19 protein-coding genes are annotated in these 19,567 nt (G+C 68.8%); 4 read left to right on the top strand and 15 right to left on the bottom strand.

Going from position 1 to position 19,567, the window contains the following annotated elements; genetic code table 11:
* Nucleotides 1–7 precede the first annotated feature (7 nt).
* The 11 genes from nuoK to ACFY1L_RS07145 are packed head-to-tail and all read right to left on the bottom strand — an operon-like array spanning nt 8 to nt 10,828.
* Entirely contained in the window at nt 8–307 is a 300-nt protein-coding gene (gene nuoK, locus ACFY1L_RS07195) for an NADH-quinone oxidoreductase subunit NuoK (RefSeq protein WP_242779136.1), read from the bottom strand.
* A complete protein-coding gene (locus tag ACFY1L_RS07190) occupies nt 304–1,140 on the bottom strand; it encodes an NADH-quinone oxidoreductase subunit J (RefSeq protein ID WP_388819522.1) in 837 nt (278 codons plus the stop codon). The genes nuoK and ACFY1L_RS07190 overlap by 4 nt, the downstream gene beginning before the upstream one ends.
* A complete protein-coding gene (gene nuoI / locus ACFY1L_RS07185; RefSeq protein ID WP_388819519.1) occupies nt 1,137–1,739 on the bottom strand; it encodes an NADH-quinone oxidoreductase subunit NuoI in 603 nt (200 codons plus the stop codon). The genes ACFY1L_RS07190 and nuoI overlap by 4 nt, the downstream gene beginning before the upstream one ends.
* A complete protein-coding gene (gene nuoH / locus ACFY1L_RS07180; protein ID WP_388819516.1) occupies nt 1,732–3,096 on the bottom strand; it encodes an NADH-quinone oxidoreductase subunit NuoH in 1,365 nt (454 codons plus the stop codon). Before nuoH ends, nuoI begins: the two co-directional genes overlap by 8 nt.
* Nucleotides 3,093–5,597: an NADH-quinone oxidoreductase subunit G gene (locus ACFY1L_RS07175; protein WP_388819513.1), complete on the bottom strand. Its 2,505-nt coding sequence runs from the start codon at nt 5,595–5,597 to the stop codon at nt 3,093–3,095. Before ACFY1L_RS07175 ends, nuoH begins: the two co-directional genes overlap by 4 nt.
* The gene (gene nuoF, locus ACFY1L_RS07170) at nt 5,594–6,940 is read right to left on the bottom strand and encodes an NADH-quinone oxidoreductase subunit NuoF (protein WP_361265301.1); all 1,347 of its coding nucleotides are present in this window, start codon (nt 6,938–6,940) and stop codon (nt 5,594–5,596) included. Before nuoF ends, ACFY1L_RS07175 begins: the two co-directional genes overlap by 4 nt.
* Nucleotides 6,940–7,815: an NADH-quinone oxidoreductase subunit NuoE gene (gene nuoE / locus ACFY1L_RS07165; RefSeq protein WP_388819510.1), complete on the bottom strand. Its 876-nt coding sequence runs from the start codon at nt 7,813–7,815 to the stop codon at nt 6,940–6,942. The genes nuoF and nuoE overlap by 1 nt, the downstream gene beginning before the upstream one ends.
* Nucleotides 7,812–9,152 (bottom strand): NADH-quinone oxidoreductase subunit D, encoded by a 1,341-nt coding sequence (locus ACFY1L_RS07160; protein ID WP_388819507.1) that lies wholly within the window; start codon nt 9,150–9,152, stop codon nt 7,812–7,814. Before ACFY1L_RS07160 ends, nuoE begins: the two co-directional genes overlap by 4 nt.
* Complete coding sequence (locus tag ACFY1L_RS07155) at nt 9,149–9,904, bottom strand: NADH-quinone oxidoreductase subunit C (RefSeq protein WP_388819504.1); 756 nt, start codon at nt 9,902–9,904, stop codon at nt 9,149–9,151. Before ACFY1L_RS07155 ends, ACFY1L_RS07160 begins: the two co-directional genes overlap by 4 nt.
* Nucleotides 9,901–10,455, bottom strand: coding sequence for an NADH-quinone oxidoreductase subunit B family protein (locus ACFY1L_RS07150; protein ID WP_010041554.1), 555 nt, complete (start codon nt 10,453–10,455; stop codon nt 9,901–9,903). The genes ACFY1L_RS07155 and ACFY1L_RS07150 overlap by 4 nt, the downstream gene beginning before the upstream one ends.
* A 13-nt stretch (nt 10,456–10,468) precedes the next feature.
* Entirely contained in the window at nt 10,469–10,828 is a 360-nt protein-coding gene (locus ACFY1L_RS07145; RefSeq protein WP_003992243.1) for an NADH-quinone oxidoreductase subunit A, read from the bottom strand.
* 767 nt (nt 10,829–11,595) lie between these two features.
* Between ACFY1L_RS07145 and ACFY1L_RS07140 the strand changes: the two genes are divergently transcribed.
* Nucleotides 11,596–12,399, top strand: a complete 804-nt coding sequence (locus tag ACFY1L_RS07140) for a C40 family peptidase (protein ID WP_388819501.1) — start codon at nt 11,596–11,598, stop codon at nt 12,397–12,399.
* Nucleotides 12,400–12,474: 75 nt separating this feature from the next.
* Here ACFY1L_RS07140 and ACFY1L_RS07135 read toward each other — a convergent pair whose 3' ends face one another.
* Nucleotides 12,475–14,286, bottom strand: coding sequence for an FAD-dependent oxidoreductase (locus ACFY1L_RS07135; protein ID WP_388819498.1), 1,812 nt, complete (start codon nt 14,284–14,286; stop codon nt 12,475–12,477).
* An 88-nt stretch (nt 14,287–14,374) separates the two neighbouring features.
* Between ACFY1L_RS07135 and def the strand changes: the two genes are divergently transcribed.
* Complete coding sequence (def, locus tag ACFY1L_RS07130) at nt 14,375–15,001, top strand: peptide deformylase (protein WP_388819495.1); 627 nt, start codon at nt 14,375–14,377, stop codon at nt 14,999–15,001.
* Between the two features lie 304 nt (nt 15,002–15,305).
* On the opposite strand, the gene ACFY1L_RS07125 is transcribed toward def, so the two are convergent.
* Nucleotides 15,306–16,625, bottom strand: a complete 1,320-nt coding sequence (locus ACFY1L_RS07125) for a geranylgeranyl reductase family protein (RefSeq protein ID WP_388819492.1) — start codon at nt 16,623–16,625, stop codon at nt 15,306–15,308.
* A gap of 97 nt (nt 16,626–16,722) precedes the next feature.
* On the opposite strand from ACFY1L_RS07125, the gene ACFY1L_RS07120 reads away from it, so the two are divergent.
* Both ACFY1L_RS07120 and ACFY1L_RS07115 read left to right on the top strand, forming a co-directional pair.
* Nucleotides 16,723–17,247, top strand: coding sequence for a GNAT family N-acetyltransferase (locus tag ACFY1L_RS07120; RefSeq protein ID WP_388819489.1), 525 nt, complete (start codon nt 16,723–16,725; stop codon nt 17,245–17,247).
* Nucleotides 17,248–17,357: 110 nt separating this feature from the next.
* Nucleotides 17,358–17,672 (top strand): PASTA domain-containing protein, encoded by a 315-nt coding sequence (locus tag ACFY1L_RS07115; RefSeq protein WP_388819486.1) that lies wholly within the window; start codon nt 17,358–17,360, stop codon nt 17,670–17,672.
* A gap of 32 nt (nt 17,673–17,704) precedes the next feature.
* Here the strand turns inward: ACFY1L_RS07115 and ACFY1L_RS07110 are convergent, their stop codons facing one another.
* Both ACFY1L_RS07110 and ACFY1L_RS07105 read right to left on the bottom strand, forming a co-directional pair.
* The gene (locus ACFY1L_RS07110) at nt 17,705–18,400 is read right to left on the bottom strand and encodes a demethylmenaquinone methyltransferase (RefSeq protein ID WP_388819483.1); all 696 of its coding nucleotides are present in this window, start codon (nt 18,398–18,400) and stop codon (nt 17,705–17,707) included.
* 35 nt (nt 18,401–18,435) lie between these two features.
* On the bottom strand, nt 18,436–19,566 hold the full coding sequence (locus ACFY1L_RS07105; RefSeq protein ID WP_351330849.1) for an acyltransferase: 1,131 nt from the start codon (nt 19,564–19,566) through the stop codon (nt 18,436–18,438).
* Nucleotide 19,567: the final 1 nt, after the last annotated feature.

The following is a 19,567-nucleotide window of genomic DNA, read 5'->3' as shown; positions in this document are numbered from 1 at the left end:
CGACCCCTCAGAGCTTCATCAGGCTGGCGTCGTCGACCGAGGCCGAGTGGCGGGAACGGAACAGGGACACGATGATCGCGAGCCCGACCACGACCTCCGCGGCGGCGACGACCATCGTGAAGAAGGCGATGATCTGGCCGTCGAGATTGCCGTGCATCCGGGAGAAGGTGACGAACGCGAGGTTGCAGGCGTTCAGCATCAGCTCGATGCACATGAACACGACGATCGCGTTGCGCCTGATCAGCACGCCCGTCGCGCCGATCGTGAACAACAGGGCGGACAGATAGAGATAGTTGACCGGGTTCACTTCGACGCCTCCTCACGCTTGAAGGTGGCGGGCTCGATCTCGGTCCGCTCCAGTCGCTCCTCCGCGCGCTGCTCCAGCGCCCGCAGGTCGTTGAGTGCCTCGGCGGACACGTCACGGATCTGGCCGCGCTCGCGCAGCGTCTTGCTGACGGTGAGCTCGGACGGGGTGCCGTCGGGCAGCAGGCCCGCGATGTCCACCGCGTTGTGCCGGGCGTACACGCCGGGCGCCGGCAGCGGCGGCACGTGCTTGCCCTCGCGGACGCGCTGTTCGGACAGCTCGCGCTGCGTCTTGGCGCGCTCGGTGCGCTCGCGGTGCGTGAGCACCATGGCACCGACGGCGGCCGTGATCAGCAGGGCGCCGGTGATTTCGAAGGCGAAGACGTACTTGGTGAAGATGAGGGTCGCGAGACCCTCCACATTGCCGTGGGCGTTCGCCTCGCTCAGGCCGTTGAACTCGCTGAGGGAGGCGTTGCCGATCCCGGCGAACAGCAGGATGCCGAAGCCGAGGCCGCAGAGCAGGGCCAGCCAGCGCTGGCCCTTGATGGTCTCCTTCAGCGAGTCCGCGGCCGTCACGCCGACGAGCATCACCACGAACAGGAACAGCATCATGATCGCGCCGGTGTAGACGACGATCTGCACGATGCCCAGGAAGTAGGCGCCGTTGGCGAGGTAGAAGATCGCCAGGATGATCATGGTGCCGGCCAGCGACAGTGCGCTGTGCACGGCCCTCTTCATGAATACGGTGGCCAGGGCGCCGATCACGGCCACGGTGCCGAGGACCCAGAACTGGAAGGCCTCTCCGGTGGAGGTGGAGTAGGCGGCGAGGTTGCTCATGCCTGCACCTCCTCTTCGTCAGGCTTCTCGCCCTTGGAGACGGCGACTTGGGGCTCGGTGCCGGGCGCGGCCTCCGTCACCAGTCCCCGGTAGTAGTCCTGCTCGTCCATCCCCGGGTAGATGGCGTGCGGGCTGTCGACCATGCCCTCCTCGAGGCCGGCGAGCAGCTGCTCCTTGGTGTAGATGAGGTTGGCGCGGCTGCTGTCGGCCAGTTCGAACTCGTTGGTCATCGTCAGCGCGCGGGTGGGGCACGCCTCGATGCACAGGCCGCACAGGATGCAGCGGGCGTAGTTGATCTGGTAGACGCGGCCGTACCGCTCGCCCGGCGAGTAGCGCTCCTCGTCGGTGTTGTCCGCGCCCTCCACGTAGATGGCGTCGGCGGGGCAGGCCCAGGCGCACAGCTCGCAGCCGACGCACTTCTCCAGGCCGTCCGGATGGCGGTTGAGCTGGTGCCGTCCGTGGAACCGGGGGGCAGTGGTCTTCTGCTGCTCCGGGTACTGCTCGGTCAGCCGCTTCTTGAACATGGCCTTGAAGGTCACGCCGAAGCCGGCCACGGGATTCATGAAACCGGGCTTGGTCTCCTTGGGCTCCTCAGCCATCGGACGCCTCCTTTCCATCCGAAGATCCGTCACTGGCAGTATCCGACCCACCACTGACAATGAGCTCCCGCTCGCGTCGCGGACGGCGCCTCGGCACCGCCGGCAACTCCTGCCCCGGTAGCGGAGGTACGGGGAATCCACCCGCCATCGGGTCGAATCCGGCGGGTTCCTCGACGGCCTGCTCGGTCTCCTTCGCCTTCTCGCGGAACATGTCGGCGACGAAGGACAGGAGAAGCAGGGCGAGGACGCCGCCGCCGATGTAGAGGGCGATGTCGGCGAAGTCGTAGTTCTCGTTCCTCAGTGCCCGGACGGTCGCGACCAGCATCAGCCAGACCACGGAGACCGGGATGAGGACCTTCCAGCCGAGCTTCATCAGCTGGTCGTAGCGGACGCGCGGGAGCGTGCCGCGCAGCCAGATGAAGAAGAACAGCAGCAGCTGTACCTTGATCACGAACCAGAGCAGCGGCCACCAGCCGTGGTTGGCGCCCTCCCAGAAGGTGCTGATCGGCCAGGGGGCCCGCCAGCCGCCGAGGAAGAGCGTGGCCGACACGGCCGAGACCGTCACCATGTTGACGTACTCGGCGAGCATGAACATCGCGAACTTGATCGACGAGTACTCGGTGTTGAAGCCGCCGACCAGGTCGCCCTCGGACTCCGGCATGTCGAAGGGGGCGCGGTTGGTCTCGCCCACCATCGTCACGATGTAGAGGATGAAGGAGACCGGCAGCAGCAGGATGTACCAGCGGTCGTGCTGCTGCTCGACGATCGTCGACGTAGACATCGACCCCGAGTAGAGGAACACGGAGGCGAAGGCCGCGCCCATCGCGATCTCGTACGAGATCATCTGCGCGCAGGAGCGGAGGCCGCCCAGCAGCGGGTAGGTGGATCCGGAACTCCAACCCGCAAGGACGATGCCGTAGATGCCGACCGAGGCGACCGCGAGGATGAAGAGCATTGCGATCGGCAGGTCGGTGAGCTGCATCGTGGTGCGGGTGCCGAAGATGGAGATCTCGTTGTCGGCCGGGCCGAAGGGGATCACCGCGATCGCCATGAAGGCCGGGATGGCCGCGACGATCGGTGCGAGGACGTAGACCACCTTGTCCGCGCGTTTGACGATGATGTCTTCCTTGAGCATCAGCTTGATGCCGTCGGCGAGCGACTGGAGCATGCCCCAGGGGCCGTGCCGGTTGGGGCCGATGCGCAGCTGCATCCAGGCGACGACCTTGCGCTCCCAGACGATGGAGAACAGCACGGTCACCATCAGGAAGGCGAAGCAGAACACCGCCTTGACGACCACCAGCCACCACGGGTCACGGCCGAACATCGAGAGGTCTTCAGCGGCGAGGTACGGGCTCATGCCTCCACCTCCTCGGGGGCCGCGCCGACGGGCGTCGCCGGGCCGATGCGGACGAGGGCGCCGGGCAGCGCCCCCGTGTCGGAGGCGACGCCCCTGCCGACGGAGTTCAGCGGGAGCCAGACCACGCGGTCGGGCATCTCGGTGATCTGCAGCGGGAGTGCGGCCGCCCCCGAGGGACCGGTCACGGCGATGAGGTCGCCGTCCTTGACGCCGGCTTCGGCGGCCGTCGCGGCCGACACGCGCGCGTGGGCGGCATGCCGGGTTCCGGCGAGCGCCTCGTCGCCCTGCTGGAGGACGCCCTGATCGAGCAGCAGCCGGTGCCCGGCCAGTACGGCCTCTCCGGCGGCGGGCCGCGGCAAGTGGCCGGCAGTCTCCAGGGGTTCGGTGGCGCGCGGTCCGTCCCAGGGACCGAGCCGGTCGATCTCCGCGCGTACGGTGCGCAGATCCGGCAGACCCAGGTGTACGTCCATGGCGTCGGCCAGCATCTGCAGCACGCGCGCGTCGGTCGGCGCGAGGTGACGGGTCATCTGGTCGGGCTTGAGCGCGGCCTCGAAGAAGCGCACCCGGCCCTCCCAGTTGAGGAAGGTGCCTGCCTTCTCGGCGACCGCGGCGACGGGAAGCACCACGTCGGCGTGCTCGCTGACCTCACTGGGGCGCAGTTCCAGCGACACCACGAAGCCCGCCTCGTGAAGTGCTTCACGCGCGCGTGCCGGGTCGGGCAGATCGGCGACCTCGACGCCCGCGACCAGCAGCGCCTGCAGCTCACCGGAGGCGGCGGCCTCGACGATCTGGCTCGTGTCGCGGCCGTAGCGGTGCGGGAGTTCGGCGAGGCCCCAGACGGCGGCGACCTCGTCACGCGCGCGTGGGTCGGTGGCCGGGCGTCCGCCCGGCAGCAGCGACGGCAGCGCGCCCGCCTCGACGGCGCCGCGCTCACCGGCCCGCCGCGGGATCCAGACCAGCTGGGCGCCGGTCGCGGACGCGGCCCGTACGGCGGCGGTCAGCCCGCCCGCCACCGCGGCCAGCCGCTCGCCGACGACGATCACCGCGCCCTCGGCACGCAGCGCCTGAGCGGCCTGCCCGCCGGGCTCCTCCAGTCCGACCCCGCTCGCGAGCGCGTCCAGCCACTCGGTCTCGGTGCCGGGCGCCGCCGGCAGCAGCATGCCGCCGGCCTTCTCCAGACCGCGCGTGGAGTGCGTGGCCAGCGAGAACACCTTCTGCCCGTGCCCCCGCCAGGCCTTGCGCAGCCTCAGGAAGACGCCGGGCGCCTCCTCCTCGGCCTCGAACCCGACCAGCAGGACGGCGGGTGCCTTCTCCAGGGAGGCGTATGTGACGCCCGTACCGTCGAGGTCACGTCCGCGTCCGGCGACCCGCGCGGCAAGGAAGTCGGCCTCCTCGCCGCCGTGCACGCGCGCGCGGAAGTCGATGTCGTTCGTGTCGAGCGCCACGCGCGCGAACTTGCTGTACGCGTAGGCGTCCTCGACGGTCAGGCGACCGCCGGTCAGGACGCCGGTGCGGCCGCGCGAGGCGAGCAGGCCCTGAGCGGCGATCTGCAACGCCTCCGGCCAGGAGGCGGGCTCCAGTTCACCCTCGGCGTTGCGCACCAGCGGCGTCTCGAGCCGGTCGCGCTGCTGCGCGTACCGGAAGGCGAACCGTCCCTTGTCGCAGATCCACTCCTCGTTGACCTCGGGGTCGTTGGCCGCGAGGCGCCGCATGACCTTGCCGCGCCGGTGGTCGGTGCGGGTGGCGCAGCCGCCGGAGCAGTGCTCGCACACGCTCGGCGAGGACACCAGGTCGAAGGGCCGGGAGCGGAATCGGTACGCCGCCGAGGTGAGCGCGCCGACCGGGCAGATCTGGATGGTGTTGCCGGAGAAGTACGACTCGAAGGGGTCGCCCTCACCGGTACCGACCTGCTGAAGCGCGCCCCGCTCCAGCAGCTCGATCATCGGGTCGCCCGCGATCTGGTTGGAGAACCGGGTGCACCGGGCGCAGAGCACGCACCGCTCACGGTCGAGCAGCACCTGCGTGGAGATCGGGACGGGCTTCTCGTACGTCCGCTTCCTGCCCTCGAAGCGGGACTCGGCCTGGCCGTGGGACATGGCCTGGTTCTGCAGGGGGCACTCGCCGCCCTTGTCGCAGACCGGGCAGTCCAGGGGGTGATTGATAAGGAGAAGCTCCATCACACCGTGCTGGGCCTTCTCGGCGACCGGCGAGGTGAGGTGGGTCTTCACCACCATGCCGTCCGTGCACGTGATGGTGCAGGACGCCATCGGCTTGCGCTGGCCCTCGACCTCGACGATGCACTGGCGGCAGGCACCGGCCGGGTCGAGCAGGGGATGGTCGCAGAACCGGGGGATCTCGATGCCGAGTTGCTCGGCGGCCCGGATGACCAGGGTGCCCTTGGGCACGCTGATCTCGGCGCCGTCGATCGTCAGCGAGACGAGATCTTCCGGCGGGACCGCCGCCTCTCCCCCACCCGAGGGAGCGCTCGTGGTCACCGTCATGCGTTCACCTCCGTGCGGTCGGCCCAGGCCGTCGACTTGGCCGGGTCGAAGGGGCACCCGCGGCCCGTGATGTGCTGCTCGTACTCCTCACGGAAGTACTTGAGCGAGGAGAAGATCGGCGAGGCGGCGCCGTCGCCGAGGGCGCAGAACGACTTGCCGTTGATGTTGTCGGCGATGTCGTTCAGCTTGTCGAGGTCGGACATCACGCCCTTGCCGGCCTCGATGTCGCGCAGCAACTGCACGAGCCAGTACGTCCCTTCACGGCACGGCGTGCACTTGCCGCAGGACTCGTGGGCGTAGAACTCGGTCCAGCGGGTGACGGCGCGGACGACGCAGGTCGTCTCGTCGAAGCACTGCAGGGCCTTGGTGCCCAGCATGGAACCGGCGGCGCCCACACCCTCGTAGTCAAGGGGTACGTCGAGGTGCTCGTCGGTGAACATCGGCGTCGAAGAACCGCCCGGCGTCCAGAACTTGAGGCGGTGGCCCGGCCGCATGCCACCGCTCATCTCGAGGAGCTGGCGCAGCGTGATGCCGAGCGGGGCCTCGTACTGGCCGGGGCTCGCGACATGACCGCTGAGCGAGTAGAGCGTGAAGCCCGGGGACTTCTCGCTGCCCATCGACCGGAACCATTCCTTGCCCCGATGCAGAATCGCGGGAACCGACGCGATCGACTCGACGTTGTTCACAACAGTCGGGCACGCATAGAGGCCCGCCACCGCAGGGAAGGGGGGACGGAGCCGCGGTTGACCCCGGCGGCCTTCGAGCGAGTCGAGCAGTGCGGTCTCCTCACCGCAGATGTACGCGCCGGCGCCGGCGTGCACGGTGAGCTGGAGATTCAGGCCGCTGCCCAGGATGTTCTCGCCGAGGTAGCCGGCCTCGTAGGCCTCGCGCACGGCCTCGTGCAACCGCCGCAGAACAGGGACGACTTCACCACGCAGATAGATGAAGGCATGCGACGACCTGATGGCATAACACGCGATGACAATGCCCTCGATGAGGCTATGTGGGTTCGCGAAGAGGAGCGGGATGTCCTTGCAGGTTCCGGGCTCCGACTCGTCGGCGTTGACAACTAGATAGTGCGGCTTTCCATCCCCTTGGGGAATGAACTGCCATTTCATTCCCGTGGGGAATCCCGCGCCGCCCCGGCCACGCAACCCGGAGTCCTTGACGTACGCGATCAGGTCGTCCGGGGACATCGCGAGCGCCTTGCGGAGCCCCTCGTATCCCTCGTGCCTTCGGTAGACGTCCAGCGTCCAGGACCTGTCCTCGTCCCAGAAGGCCGACAGCACCGGTGCGAGCAGCTTCTCGGGGCTGGTGTCTTTCAGCTCGGGTGCCAAGGTCATCACTCCCCCTCCTCGGCGGTAGGCCCTGCCGGGTGGGCTGGGTCGGAGGCCGACGTGTCCTGCGGCGCATCGTGTGAGCTCAGGTGCTCGGTCGGTGACGGCTCGTGCACTGCCCTGTCCTGCGGCTCGTCCTGATGCGGGCCGCCGTCCCGCGGATGGACCACGCGCGCGGGTGCGGCCTCTCCCCTTGCCAGGCGAAGGCCCACCAGCGACGCCGGTCCCGCACTGCCGCTCTCCTCGACGGCCCCTGGCCGCTCGTCGGGGAAGCCGGCCAGAATCCGCGCGGTCTCCTTGAAGGTGCACAGGCGCGCACCGCGCGTGGGCTCGACCGGCCGTCCCGCGCGCAGGTCGTCGACGAGGCGCTTGGCGCTGGCGGGGGACTGGTTGTCGAAGAACTCCCAGTTGACCATCACGACCGGCGCGAAGTCGCAGGCCGCGTTGCACTCGATGTGCTCCAGGGTGACCTTGCCGTCGTCGGTGGTCTCACCGTTGCCGACGCCCAGGTGCTCCTGGAGCTCCTCGAAGATCGCGTCACCGCCCATCACCGCGCACAGGGTGTTGGTGCAGACGCCCACCTGGTAGTCACCGGACGGCTTGCGCCGGTACATGGTGTAGAAGGTGGCGACCGCGGTCACCTCGGCCGTGGTCAGGCCCAGCACGTCCGCGCAGAACTGCATCCCGGTGCGCGTGACATGGCCCTCCTCCGCCTGCACGAGATGCAGCAACGGCAGGAGCGCCGAGCGGGAGTCGGGGTAGCGGGCGATCAGCTCGCGCGCGTCCGCCTCGAGCCGGGCTCGGACGTCGTCCGGGTAGGCGGGCGCGGGCAGTTCGGGCATGCCCAGGCTGACGCCCCGCTCCGAAGAACTGGTGGTCACCGGTCGACGCCTCCCATCACGGGGTCGATGGACGCGACAGCGACGATGACGTCGGCGACCTGGCCGCCCTCGCACATCGCCGCCATGGCCTGCAGGTTGGTGAAGGACGGGTCACGGAAGTGGACCCGGTAGGGGCGGGTGCCGCCGTCGGACACGGCATGCACCCCGAGCTCGCCCTTGGGCGACTCGACGGCCGCGTACGCCTGTCCCGGCGGGACGCGGAAGCCCTCGGTGACCAGCTTGAAGTGGTGGATCAGGGCCTCCATGGAGGTGCCCATGATCTTCTTGATGTGGTCGAGGGAGTTGCCGAGCCCGTCCGGTCCCAGGGCGAGCTGGGCAGGCCAGGCGATCTTCTTGTCGGCGACCATGACCGGGCCGGGCTGCAGCCGGTCCAGGCACTGCTCGACGATCCTGAGCGACTGGCGCATCTCCTCCAGGCGGATCAGGAAGCGGCCGTAGGAGTCGCAGGAGTCGGCGGTCGGGACGTCGAAGTCGTACGTCTCGTAGCCGCAGTACGGCTGCGTCTTGCGCAGGTCGTGCGGCAGGCCGGTGGAGCGCAGGATCGGGCCGGTGGCGCCGAGGGCCATGCAGCCGGCCAGGTCGAGATAGCCGACGTCCTGCATACGGGCCTTGAAGATGGGGTTCCCGGTGGCGAGCTTGTCGTACTCCGGGAGGTTCTTCTTCATCTTCTTCACGAACTCGCGGATGTGGTCCACCGCACCGGGCGGCAGGTCCTGCGCGAGTCCGCCGGGGCGGATGTACGCGTGGTTCATCCTGAGGCCCGTGATGAGCTCGTAGATGTCGAGAATCATTTCACGATCACGGAATCCGTAGATCATGATCGTGGTGGCGCCGAGTTCCATGCCGCCGGTGGCGATGCACACCAGGTGCGAGGACATCCGGTTCAGCTCCATCAGGAGCACCCGGATGATCTCGGCCCGCTCGGTGATCTGGTCCTCGATGCCGAGGAGCTTCTCGACGGCGAGGCAGTAGGCGGTCTCGTTGAAGAAGGACGTCAGGTAGTCCATGCGCGTCACGAACGTGGTGCCCTGCGTCCACGTGCGGAACTCGAGGTTCTTCTCGATGCCGGTGTGCAGGTAGCCGATGCCGCAGCGGGCCTCGGTGACCGTCTCGCCGTCGATCTCCAGGATCAGGCGGAGCACTCCATGGGTGGAGGGGTGCTGGGGACCCATGTTGACGACGATGCGCTCGTCGTCTGCGCGGGCCGCGGACTGGACGACCTCGTCCCAGTCGCCACCGGTGACCGTGTATACGGTGCCCTCGGTGGTCTCGCGCGCCGAAGCGGCAGAGGCCGCGGATGCTGACTGCGTGCTCACGAGTACGACCTCCGCTGGTCCGGAGCCGGGATCTGGGCGCCCTTGTACTCGACGGGGATGCCGCCGAGGGGGTAGTCCTTGCGCTGCGGATGGCCCTGCCAGTCGTCCGGCATCATGATCCGCGTCAGGGCCGGGTGACCGTCGAAGACGATCCCGAAGAAGTCGTAGGTCTCGCGCTCGTGCCAGTCGTTGGTGGGATAGACCGAGACCAGGGACGGGATCTTCGGGTCGGCGTCCGGGGCGCTGACTTCGAGGCGGATCAGCCGGTTGTGGGTGATCGAGCGCAGGTGGTAGACGGCGTGCAGCTCGCGGCCCTTGTCGTGCAGGTAGTGGACCGCGCTGACGCCGGTACAGAGTTCGAAGCGCAGGGCGGGGTCGTCACGCAGGGTGCGGGCGACGCGCAGCAGGTGTTCGCGCTCGATGTGGAAGGTGAGCTCGCCGCGGTCGACGACCGTCTTCTCGATGGCGTTGTCGGGGAGCAGTCCCTGCTCCTCCAGGGCGCCCTCCAGCTCGTCGGCGACCTCGTCGAACCAGCCGCCGTAGGGGCGGGCCGCGGGTCCCGGGAGGCGGACCGAGCGGACCAGGCCGCCGTAGCCGGAGGTGTCGCCGCCGTTGTTGGCGCCGAACATGCCGCGCTGGACGCGGATCTCCTCGCCGCCCTCGCCGCGCTGGCCGGGGAGGTTGGAGGCGCCGAGGTCCTTCTCGGGGTTGACCCCGTTCGACGCTCCATTGGTGCCGTTCGCGTCGCTCACCGCAGCAGCCCCTTCATCTCGATCGTGGGCAGGGCCTTGAGCGCCGCTTCCTCCGCCTCGCGGGCCGCCTCCTCGGCGTTCACGCCGAGCTTGGAGGTCTGGATCTTCTGGTGCAGCTTGAGGATGGCGTCCATCAGCATCTCGGGCCGTGGCGGGCAGCCGGGCAGATAGATGTCGACCGGGACGATGTGGTCGACGCCCTGGACGATCGCGTAGTTGTTGAACATGCCGCCCGAGGAGGCGCAGACCCCCATGGAGATCACCCACTTGGGGTTCGGCATCTGGTCGTAGACCTGGCGCAACACCGGCGCCATCTTCTGGCTCACCCGGCCGGCCACGATCATCAGGTCCGCCTGGCGGGGCGAACCGCGGAAGACCTCCATGCCGAAGCGCGCCAGGTCGTAGCGGCCGGCGCCGGTGGTCATCATCTCGATGGCGCAGCAGGCGAGTCCGAATGTGGCCGGGAAGACGGACGACTTGCGCACCCAGCCCGCGGCCTGCTCGACGGTGGTCAGCAGGAATCCGCTCGGCAGCTTTTCTTCGAGTCCCATGTGTTAAGGCCCCTCAGTCCCATTCCAGGCCGCCGCGCCGCCATACGTACGCGTACGCGACGAAGACGGTGAGCACGAAGAGCAGCATCTCCACGAGCCCGAAAATCCCCAGGGCGTCGAAGGTGACGGCCCAGGGGTAGAGGAAGACGATCTCGATGTCGAAGACGATGAAGAGCATCGCCGTCAGGTAGTACTTGATGGGGAAGCGCCCGCCGCCGGCCGGCGTGGGGGTCGGCTCGATCCCGCACTCGTAGGCCTCGAGCTTGGCCCGGTTGTATCGCTTCGGACCGATCAGCGTGGCCATGACCACGGAGAAGATCGCAAAGCCTGCCCCGAGGGCTCCCAGTACGAGGATGGGCGCATACGCGTTCACCGCTCCTCGCTCCTCTCAGTCGGCACTGACTGCTGGCGATGGCGTTGGACTCACACCGACCTCATACGTTTCTCCAACCCCGCCCGTCCCGGCGAAGATCGAGAACATGTGAAGCAGGTCACAAGCCCAACTGCCTCGCATCCTATGCCCGCCGCTCTGTGATCTGCGACACGGGGTATTACACAAGCTTTGTGATCTCCACCACCTGACGAACGATCATGAAGTCGGATGAGCGGCGATCTTCGCACCCGAAGCGTCCAGGTGATCACCAGAGGTGACATTTTCGCTCGTCGGCGCAGCTCGAGAGGGGCGTCTCAATATCAAGAGACTTCCCTTGCATGCAAATTGGTGTTGGACGAGATGTCCTGATAGTGCACCGCGTTCACACATCAGAGGGAGGGGCGCAGCGCGGTGTGGACGCGTGCACGCATTCACGAGCGGGGCCGGGCCGTGACCCGGTCGCAATCCGGTCGTGATCTTTACGCGAGACGCAGCTTCTCCTGTGACCGTTGCGTGACCTCCGCCACATCCATGAGGGGCGCCTGAGAACGGGGCTTGGCCAACTGTCCCAACCGATGGTAGGCGGAGGGCAATTCGGGCGTACCGACGAAAGACCGTGATCAAGGGCCTGAAGGGCTGCGTCCGCAATGTCCGTTACGGCGTCAATAAGGAACTCCATGCCGGGGATTTGGGGCCTCGACTGAACAACTGTGGCGCAGCACACGTTTCTTGAAGGTATGGAGGAGCCCCTGATACCGGTTGTTCTCATGTCCCACACCGCTCACATACGCAGCCACCGGAAACCCCGCCGTAGCGCGACGACTTCCATCGCCGTGCGCGCCGGAGTTGCCGGTGGCGTCCTCAGCATGGCGGCGGCGGGCGCATCGGCCTCGGCGAGCGCTGCCGAGACGACGCAGACCCTGCAACTGCCCACCCTGACGGCCGATCTGGCCGCTCAGGTCGCCCAGTCCGCGGACGCCACACAGCAGGCTGCCGCGAACTACCAGCTGCAGGCCGAGCGTGACGCAGCTGCCGCAAAGGCCGCGAAGCAGGCCAAGGCGGACCTCGCAGAGGCGAAGAAGAAGGCCGAGGCCAAGAAGAAGGCCGAAGCCGCCCGCAAGGCCGCCGCCGAGCAGGCTGCTTCCCGCAGCTCCGAGCGGACCACCCTCGCCGCCTCCACGACGTCGACCGCCTCGTCGAGTTCCTCGACGGCCACCGGTTCGGCCGCCGCGGTCATCGCCTTCGTGAAGGCCCAGGTCGGTGACGCCTACGTCTCCGGCGGCACCGGCCCCAACTCGTGGGACTGCTCTGGCCTGATACAGACCGCCTTCAAGCAGGTCGGCATCAGCCTGCCGCGCGTCTCACAGGACCAGTCGACGGCCGGCACCCAGGTCTCGCTGAGCAACCTGCAGCCGGGCGACATCCTCTACTGGGGCAGCGCGGGCAGCGCGTACCACGTGGCGCTGTACGTGGGTGACGGCATGTTCGTCGGCGCGCAGAACCCGTCGACCGGTGTCGTCGAGAAGCCGCTGTCCTACGACCCGCCGACCGGCGCGGTGCGGGTGCTCTGACACAACCCGGCACCACAGACGCACGGAAGGGCCGCAGCCGCTCGGGGGCAGCGGCCCTCCGTCACACCCTGAGGGCTACCCCAGGTCGAAGGTGTTGGGCAGGCCCAGCTTGTAGCGCACCTCGTCGACGCGCTTGAGGGGCTCCATCTCGGGCGGCCGGTACAGCTCTCGGATCTCACACCGCTCGGCGCCCGAATTGTCCGCCTCCAGGAGGGCGTTGACGGCACGTCGTGCCGCCTCGTTGGCGCCTTCCATCGTCGCCAGGTCCACATCCGTACGGACGTAGTCGCCGGCGAGGAAGAAGTTCGGGACCGCCGTGCGCGCCGCAGGGCGGTTGTAGAGCGTGCCCGTGGGGTGGATGAGGAGCTGTTCGCGGTTCTGCGGGTTCGGGCCGCCGAGACCCGTCACCGCCGGGTCCATGAACCAGCCGAGGCGGTCCTCGTCCCTGAGAGTCGTCTTGCCGGCGTCGTTGAGGCCGTCCTTCAGCTGGGCCCAGAGTTCGGCGACGATCTCGTCCTTGGTGCACTCCTTGGCCGTCTTCCCGTACAGGATGCCGGGCTTGTCCCATTCGGAGATGATCGCGGACAGGCAGTCGCGGGCCTGTCCGTCGCCGTAGTCGCGCGAGAAGTCCCTTACGTCCCAGAACTGGGCCTGTCCGATGCCCGTCACCGACCAGGGCGAGTCGAGGCAGTTGATGTGGCCGTGCACGACGGGGGTGGGCGTGCGCAGGTAGAACATCACGCCGGTCATCCAGTCCGTCTGCAGCTTGTCGCAGCGGCCGAGCTGCGGGTCGGCCGCGCGCAGGGCCGGGCCCCATGTCACGCGTGCGTGCTCGACGGGGAGTGCCGAAACGTAGTGGTCGGCGGTGACCGTGCGGTCCTGGCCGCCGTCGCGGGCGGAGACGTGTACGCCGGAGATGCGTCCGGCGTCGTAGAGGACCTCCTTGACCTGGGTGCCGAGGACGAACTCGACGCCGAGGGAGCGCAGGTGGGTCTCCCAGGGGTCGATCCACGCCTCGCTGGTGGGAGCGTTGAGGACGCGGTCGATGTCGGCGTCGGGGCCGTCCAGACCGCGGCCGAGCAGGCCCCACAGGATCAGGGCCTCGATGATGATGCGGCCGACGGTGCGCGTGGAGGCGACTTCCGCGCGCGTGGCGACGAGGTTGCGGGTCTGGCCGATGCCGAGGAGGGTCTGGTACTCCTCGCTCATCTCCTCGGCGCGGATGAAGTCCCACCAGGAGGTCTTCTCCCACTGGTCCTCGCGGCGGGCGTCGCAGCTCGTGAGGTGGACCAGGAGGCGGTCGGCGAAGTAGGCGGCCTCGTGGGCGGGGAGGTGGGTGGCGAGGTCCAGTACGGAGAGGATCTGGTCGCGTATCCAGGACGGGGTGATGTCGCCGGGGGCCGGCGGGGTGGTGGCCCGGCGGAGGGGGAAGTGCAGATCCGGGCGGCCGGAGCTGCGGGCGAACAACTCCTCGGTGGCGCCCCGGAGGTTGTCGCGGACGCCGCCCGGGTTGCCGGGGAAGGGGATGCGGCGCATCGTGTCCGGGAGGTTCCGGTAGAAACCGGGGAAGAACCGGAAGCCGTGCTCGCCGGGAAGGGGCTTTCGGCCGCCGCTCGCCGTGCCGGGGACGTCCATCGAGCGGGCCTTGCCGCCGAGGATGTCGTAGTACTCGTAGACGGTGACGGCGTAGCCGCGTTCGGCGAGTTCCTGGGCGGCGCTGAGGCCGGAGACGCCGCCGCCGAGGACGGCGACGCGCTTGCCCGTGGCGGCGGTTGCGCTGCCGGGCCATAAGGCGAGGGCGCCGGCCGCTCCCCCGGCTCCCGCCAGGAACCGTCTGCGGGTGTGGCCGGTCTGCTGCTGGGGCTGATGCGTGTGTTCTGTTGTCATGAGTAACGGAGGGTAGGGAGGGGCTCCCGAGGTCGGAAGCCGGTTTCCCGCCCGGCCACAGCATCCTCACAAGACAGGAGAAACAGTCATGCCGAGCGTGTTCGTGCAAGGCAGGCCCGTCGACTCGTATCCGCCGCTCGCGCCCGAGGCCCGGCGCGGGAAGGTGCGGCGCGTGACCGAGGTCGGTGAAGAGGTTCTGCACAAGCCGTGCCGGGACGTGACCGAGTTCGGGCCGGATCTCGCCGCCCTGATCGACGACATGTTCCTGACGATGTACATCGCCGAGGGAGCGGGGCTCGCGGCGAACCAAGTGGGCGTCGATCTGCGGCTGTTCGTGTACGACTGCCCGGACGACGACGGGGTCCGGCACGTCGGGCACATCGTCAACCCGGTCCTCGACGCCCTCGAGCCCGCCGGGCGCCGGCTGCTGGACGAGGGCGAGGGGTGCCTGTCCGTGCCGGGCGCGGTGATGGACGTACCGCGTCCGGACCGGGCGGTGGTGCGCGGGTTCGACAAGGACGGCGAGGCGGTCGTCATCGAGGGCACGGGTTACTTCGCCCGGTGCCTGGAGCACGAGACCGACCACGTGAACGGCCACGTCTACCTGGACCGGCTCTCCAAGCGCGAGCGCAAGGACGCTCTCCGCCAGGTGGCGGACCGACGCGACGAGGTGTTCGCCCGCCGGGCCGCCAACGTCGAGGCGCTCGGCAGCTAGGGCGTGTCTTTCGGATCAGCTCGGCGTCGCGGGCCCTGGCACGCACATCTGCGGCGTTGTCGTCGGTCGCCGCTGCCGGGCTCGTCCCGCCGGCGTCAGCTCTTGAGGAGGGCGATGAAGGCGACGAGGAGCCCGGCGATCGCCGCCGGTTCGGAGGCCACGGTGAGCTTGGGCCGTCGTGGCGCTCCGGGCCCGGGCGAGAGGTCCGGGTGATCGGGCGCCTGACGGCCAAGCAGCAGTGGGTGACTGTGGCACCCGGGAGAGATCGTCGTGCCTGAAATGCCTCGCGACCGCGAGGTGTTCGTCAGGCCTTCGGTGCCACCTTGCTCAGGCCGTTGATGATGCGGTCCATCGCGTCGCCGCCCGTCGGGTCGGTGAGGTTGGCCAGCATCTTCAGGGTGAACTTCATGAGCAGGGGGTGCGTCAGGCCGCGCTGGGTCGCGATCTTCATGACCCTCGGGTTGCCGATGAGCTTCACGAAGGCGCGGCCCAGCGTGTAGTAGCCGCCGTAGGTGTCCTTGAGGACGCGGGGGTAGCGCTGCAGGGCCAGTTCGCGGCTTGCGGGCGTCGGGCGGGCGTGGGCCTGGACGATGACGTCGGCGGCGATCTGGCCGGACTCCATGGCGTAGGCGATGCCCTCGCCGTTGAAGGGGTTCACCAGGCCGCCGGCGTCGCCGACCAGGAGCAGCCCCTTGGTGTAGTGGGGCTGGCGGTTGAAGGCCATGGGGAGGGCGGCGCCGCGGATGGGCCCGGTCATGTTCTCCGGGGTGTAGCCCCAGTCCTCCGGCATGGAGGCGCACCAGGCCTTCAGGACCTCGCGCCAGTCCAGTTCCTTGAAGGAGTCCGAGGTGTTCAGGACGCCCAGGCCGACGTTCGAGGTGCCGTCGCCCATGCCGAAGATCCACCCGTAGCCGGGCAGGAGGCGGTCCTCGCCGGGGCCGCGGCGGTCCCAGAGTTCCAGCCAGGACTCCAGGTAGTCGTCCTCGTGGCGGGGCGACTCGAAGTACGTGCGGACCGCGACGCCCATCGGGCGGTCCTCGCGGCGGTGCAGGCCCATGGCCAGCGAGAGGCGGGTGGAGTTGCCGTCGGCCGCCACCACCAGCGGCGCGTGGAAGGTGACCTCGCGCTTCTCCTCGCCGAGCTTGGCGTGGACGCCGGTGATGCGGCCGGTGCGGTCGTCGATGATCGGGGCGCCGACGTTGCAGCGCTCGAAGAGCCGGGCGCCCGCCTTCTGGGCGTTGCGGGCGAGCTGATCGTCGAAGTCGTCGCGCTTGCGGACGAGGCCGTAGTCCGGGAAGGAGGCGAGATCCGGCCAGTCCAGCTGGAGGCGGACGCCGCCGCCGATGATACGCAGGCCCTTGTTGCGCAGCCAGCCCGCCTCCTCGGAGACGTCGATGCCCATCGCCACGAGCTGCTTGACCGCGCGCGGCGTCAGGCCGTCGCCGCAGACCTTCTCGCGCGGGAATTCGGTCTTCTCCAGCAGGAGGACGTCGAGGCCTGCCTTGGCGAGGTGATACGCCGTCGTGGAGCCGGCCGGGCCTGCGCCCACGACGATCACATCGGCGGTGTTCTCGGAGAAGGGATCGGAGGCGCGCTCGGAGTGGGGCTCGGTCTCGACGGTCACGGCGGGATCTCCCCAAGTTCGAAAACTGCGTGCCGACCGGCACTGGACACAGGCAGTCTATTCAGCAGAATTGATCACCCGGCTGAAGGGCTGCCCAGTGAACCGAGGTCTCCCCGTAGTACGGCTGCGCGTCCCCACCGACGAGGACGCCGTCGCCTGGCACCGGATCTTCGACGACCCGGACGTCATGGAGTTCCACGGCGGCAAGTCCGCCGAGCTCTCCGTCTACGAGGAGCTCACCGCCCGCCAGCGCCGGCACGACGCGGAGCTCGGCTTCTGCCTGTGGACCATGGTCGACGAGACCGGGCGGGTCATCGGCTTCACGGGCGCCCAGCCATGGCCGCAGGAGTGGGGCCCCACCGGCGAGATCGAGATCGGCTGGCGGCTCGGGCGGGAGTTCTGGGGCAAGGGGTACGCCATCGCCGCCGCGCAGATGACGCTGGAACGGCTCCGGGCGGCGGGCGTCCGCGGCGTCGTGGCGATGGTCAGGCCCGGGAACGAGCGGTCCGTCGCGGTCACCCGGCGCCTCGGCATGGAGCTGGCGCAGACCTTCCCGCACCCGCGGTTCGAAGAGGACGCGCTCTGTTTCCGGCTCGATCTGCACGGCGGTCACGCAGAGTAAACGACTGCTACAGAAAGACACTTGACGCTTCCGGACGGCGGCCCCGGGCGGTTACCCTTCCAGTACCGCTGGGGGTGACATCTGTGCGCATAACACCCAAAACACCCGAAGTGCGTGTGCCACGGCTGGTCGGCCTGATGGCCATGGACGCGCGCAAGACGGCCGAGGCGAGTGGCCTGTTCGTCAACGCTCCGGACCGGCCCGACTTCCACCAGACCGTGGTCGAGTACGTCGTACGGCAGTACCCGCAGCCCAATGCCGAGGTGCCGCGGGACTCCGTGATCTACGTGTGGTTCGACTTCGGCGAGGGAGAGGGCGGCGGAGGCGTTCGGGAGCCGCGCCTCCCCAGGCCGTCGGGAGGCGGGCTGCAGCGCGAGATCGACGAGCCTGGAGACGAGTTCGAGGTGACCCGGTGCGCGATGTGACGCAGCGGCTCAGGCCCTCTTGAACCCGAGGCTCAGGCCTTCTTGAACCCGCGGTGCAGGGTCACGACCCCGCCCGTGAGGTTGCGCCACGCGACCTTCGACCAGCCGGCCTTCTGCAGGTGCTCGGCCAGCGCGGGCTGGTCGGGCCAGGCGCGGATGGACTCGGCGAGATAGACATAGGCCTCCGGGTTGGAGGAGACCGCGCGGGCGACGGGCGGCAGGGCGCGCATCAGGTACTCGGTGTAGACCGTGCGGAAGGGCGCCCAGGTCGGGTGCGAGAACTCGCAGATCACCACCCGGCCGCCGGGCCTGGTCACCCGGTGCATCTCGCGCAGGGCCGTGTCGAAGTCCTGCACGTTGCGCAGCCCGAAGGAGATCGTGACGGCGTCGAAGGTGTCGTCCTTGAACGGCAGCTTCGTCGCGTCCCCGGCGGTCAGCGGCAGCCAGGGGTGCTTCTTCTTGCCGACCTGGAGCATGCCGAGCGAGAAGTCGCAGGGGACGACGTACGCGCCCGAGCGCGCGAACGGCAGCGACGAGGTCGCCGTGCCGGCGGCCAGGTCCAGGATCTTCTGCGCGGGCCGGGCGTCGACCGCCCGGGCCACCTCCTTGCGCCACACCCGGTCCTGGCCGAGCGACAGCACGTCGTTCGTCAGGTCGTACCGTTCCGCCACGTCGTCGAACATCGAGGCGACTTCGTGCGGCTGCTTGTTCAGGGAAGCGCGGGTCACCCGGCCATTCTTGCAGTACGGCCGCTGCCGACCGCTCAGGGGAGGAGCTTCGGCTTCTTCTTCGCCGCGACGTCCTCCACCCAGCCGCACAACAGGACGAACACCGCGATCAGGACCCAGCCGATGCCGAACATGAACCACTGGCTGTCCAGCGGCAGGTACTTCTCGAACGCGGGCACGTCCCAGAAACGGTCGATCAGCGGGACGGCCAGGATCAGCGCGATCTCGTGCCAGAGGTAGATCGTCACGGCACGCGCGTTGAAGATCGTGACCAGCCGGTCGGTGCGCCGGAAGCGGGTGAGCCAGGCGAGGTCGATCCGGAAGTACGCCTTCGCCCACATCAGCAGCATCACGAAACCGGCCGACCAGAAGGCCTGGGCGAGCGGGTTCTCGTCGAGGTCGTACGTCCCGAAGTCGGCCTGGTGCGAGAAGGCGTACCAGCCGCCGTACCCCGTCGCGGCGAACGAGAGGACGACGACCAGGGCCGGCTTCATCCGCTGGAGCACACCGTCGCGGTGCGCGAAGCCGAGGATCCAGCAGAAGAGGTACGTCGACAGGTCCCACAGGGCGCTGCCGAAGCGGTTGTCCGGGCCCGACCACACGGAGTTCAGGACGAGGATCGGTGCCAGGGACAGGACCAGTACGGGGATCGGGGCAAGCCGGAACACCCGTAGCAGGAGCGGGGACAGCAGGACGAACCACAGGTAGGTGCGCAGGTACCAGAGGATCTCCCAGGCCTGCTCGCCCCATGCGTTGCCCGGTGGGTCGCCGAGCGGCACGACCCAGTAGACGATCTGCCAGCCCGGCATCCAGTCGTGGATCAGCATCGCGAGGACCACGAAGACGCCCCAGAACCAGAACGGGGGCAGGAGGCGGCGCAGGCGGCTCTTCAGCACCTTGGGTGCGGGGCGCTCCAGGGACTTCGCCATGAGCGTGCCGGCGAGGCCGAACATGACGCCCATGGAGGGGAAGACCATGCCGGCCCAGGCCCAGCCGAAGGTGTGGTACGTGACGACGCGGACGAGGGCGACGGCTCGGAGGGTGTCGAAGTAGCGGTCGCGACCGGCAGCAACCCTGAGCCGGGGCGGGGAGTCCACCTGCGGCAACTGGGCTGTGTCCACCAGCAGTTCAGCCGCTCGACCGGAACCCTTGCGATGCGAACCCATC

This window comes from Streptomyces sp. NPDC001663, assembly GCF_042893105.1.
In the GTDB taxonomy this organism is placed as follows: Bacteria; Actinomycetota; Actinomycetes; order Streptomycetales; family Streptomycetaceae; genus Streptomyces.
This window is presented reverse-complemented; position numbering and strand designations above follow the sequence as displayed.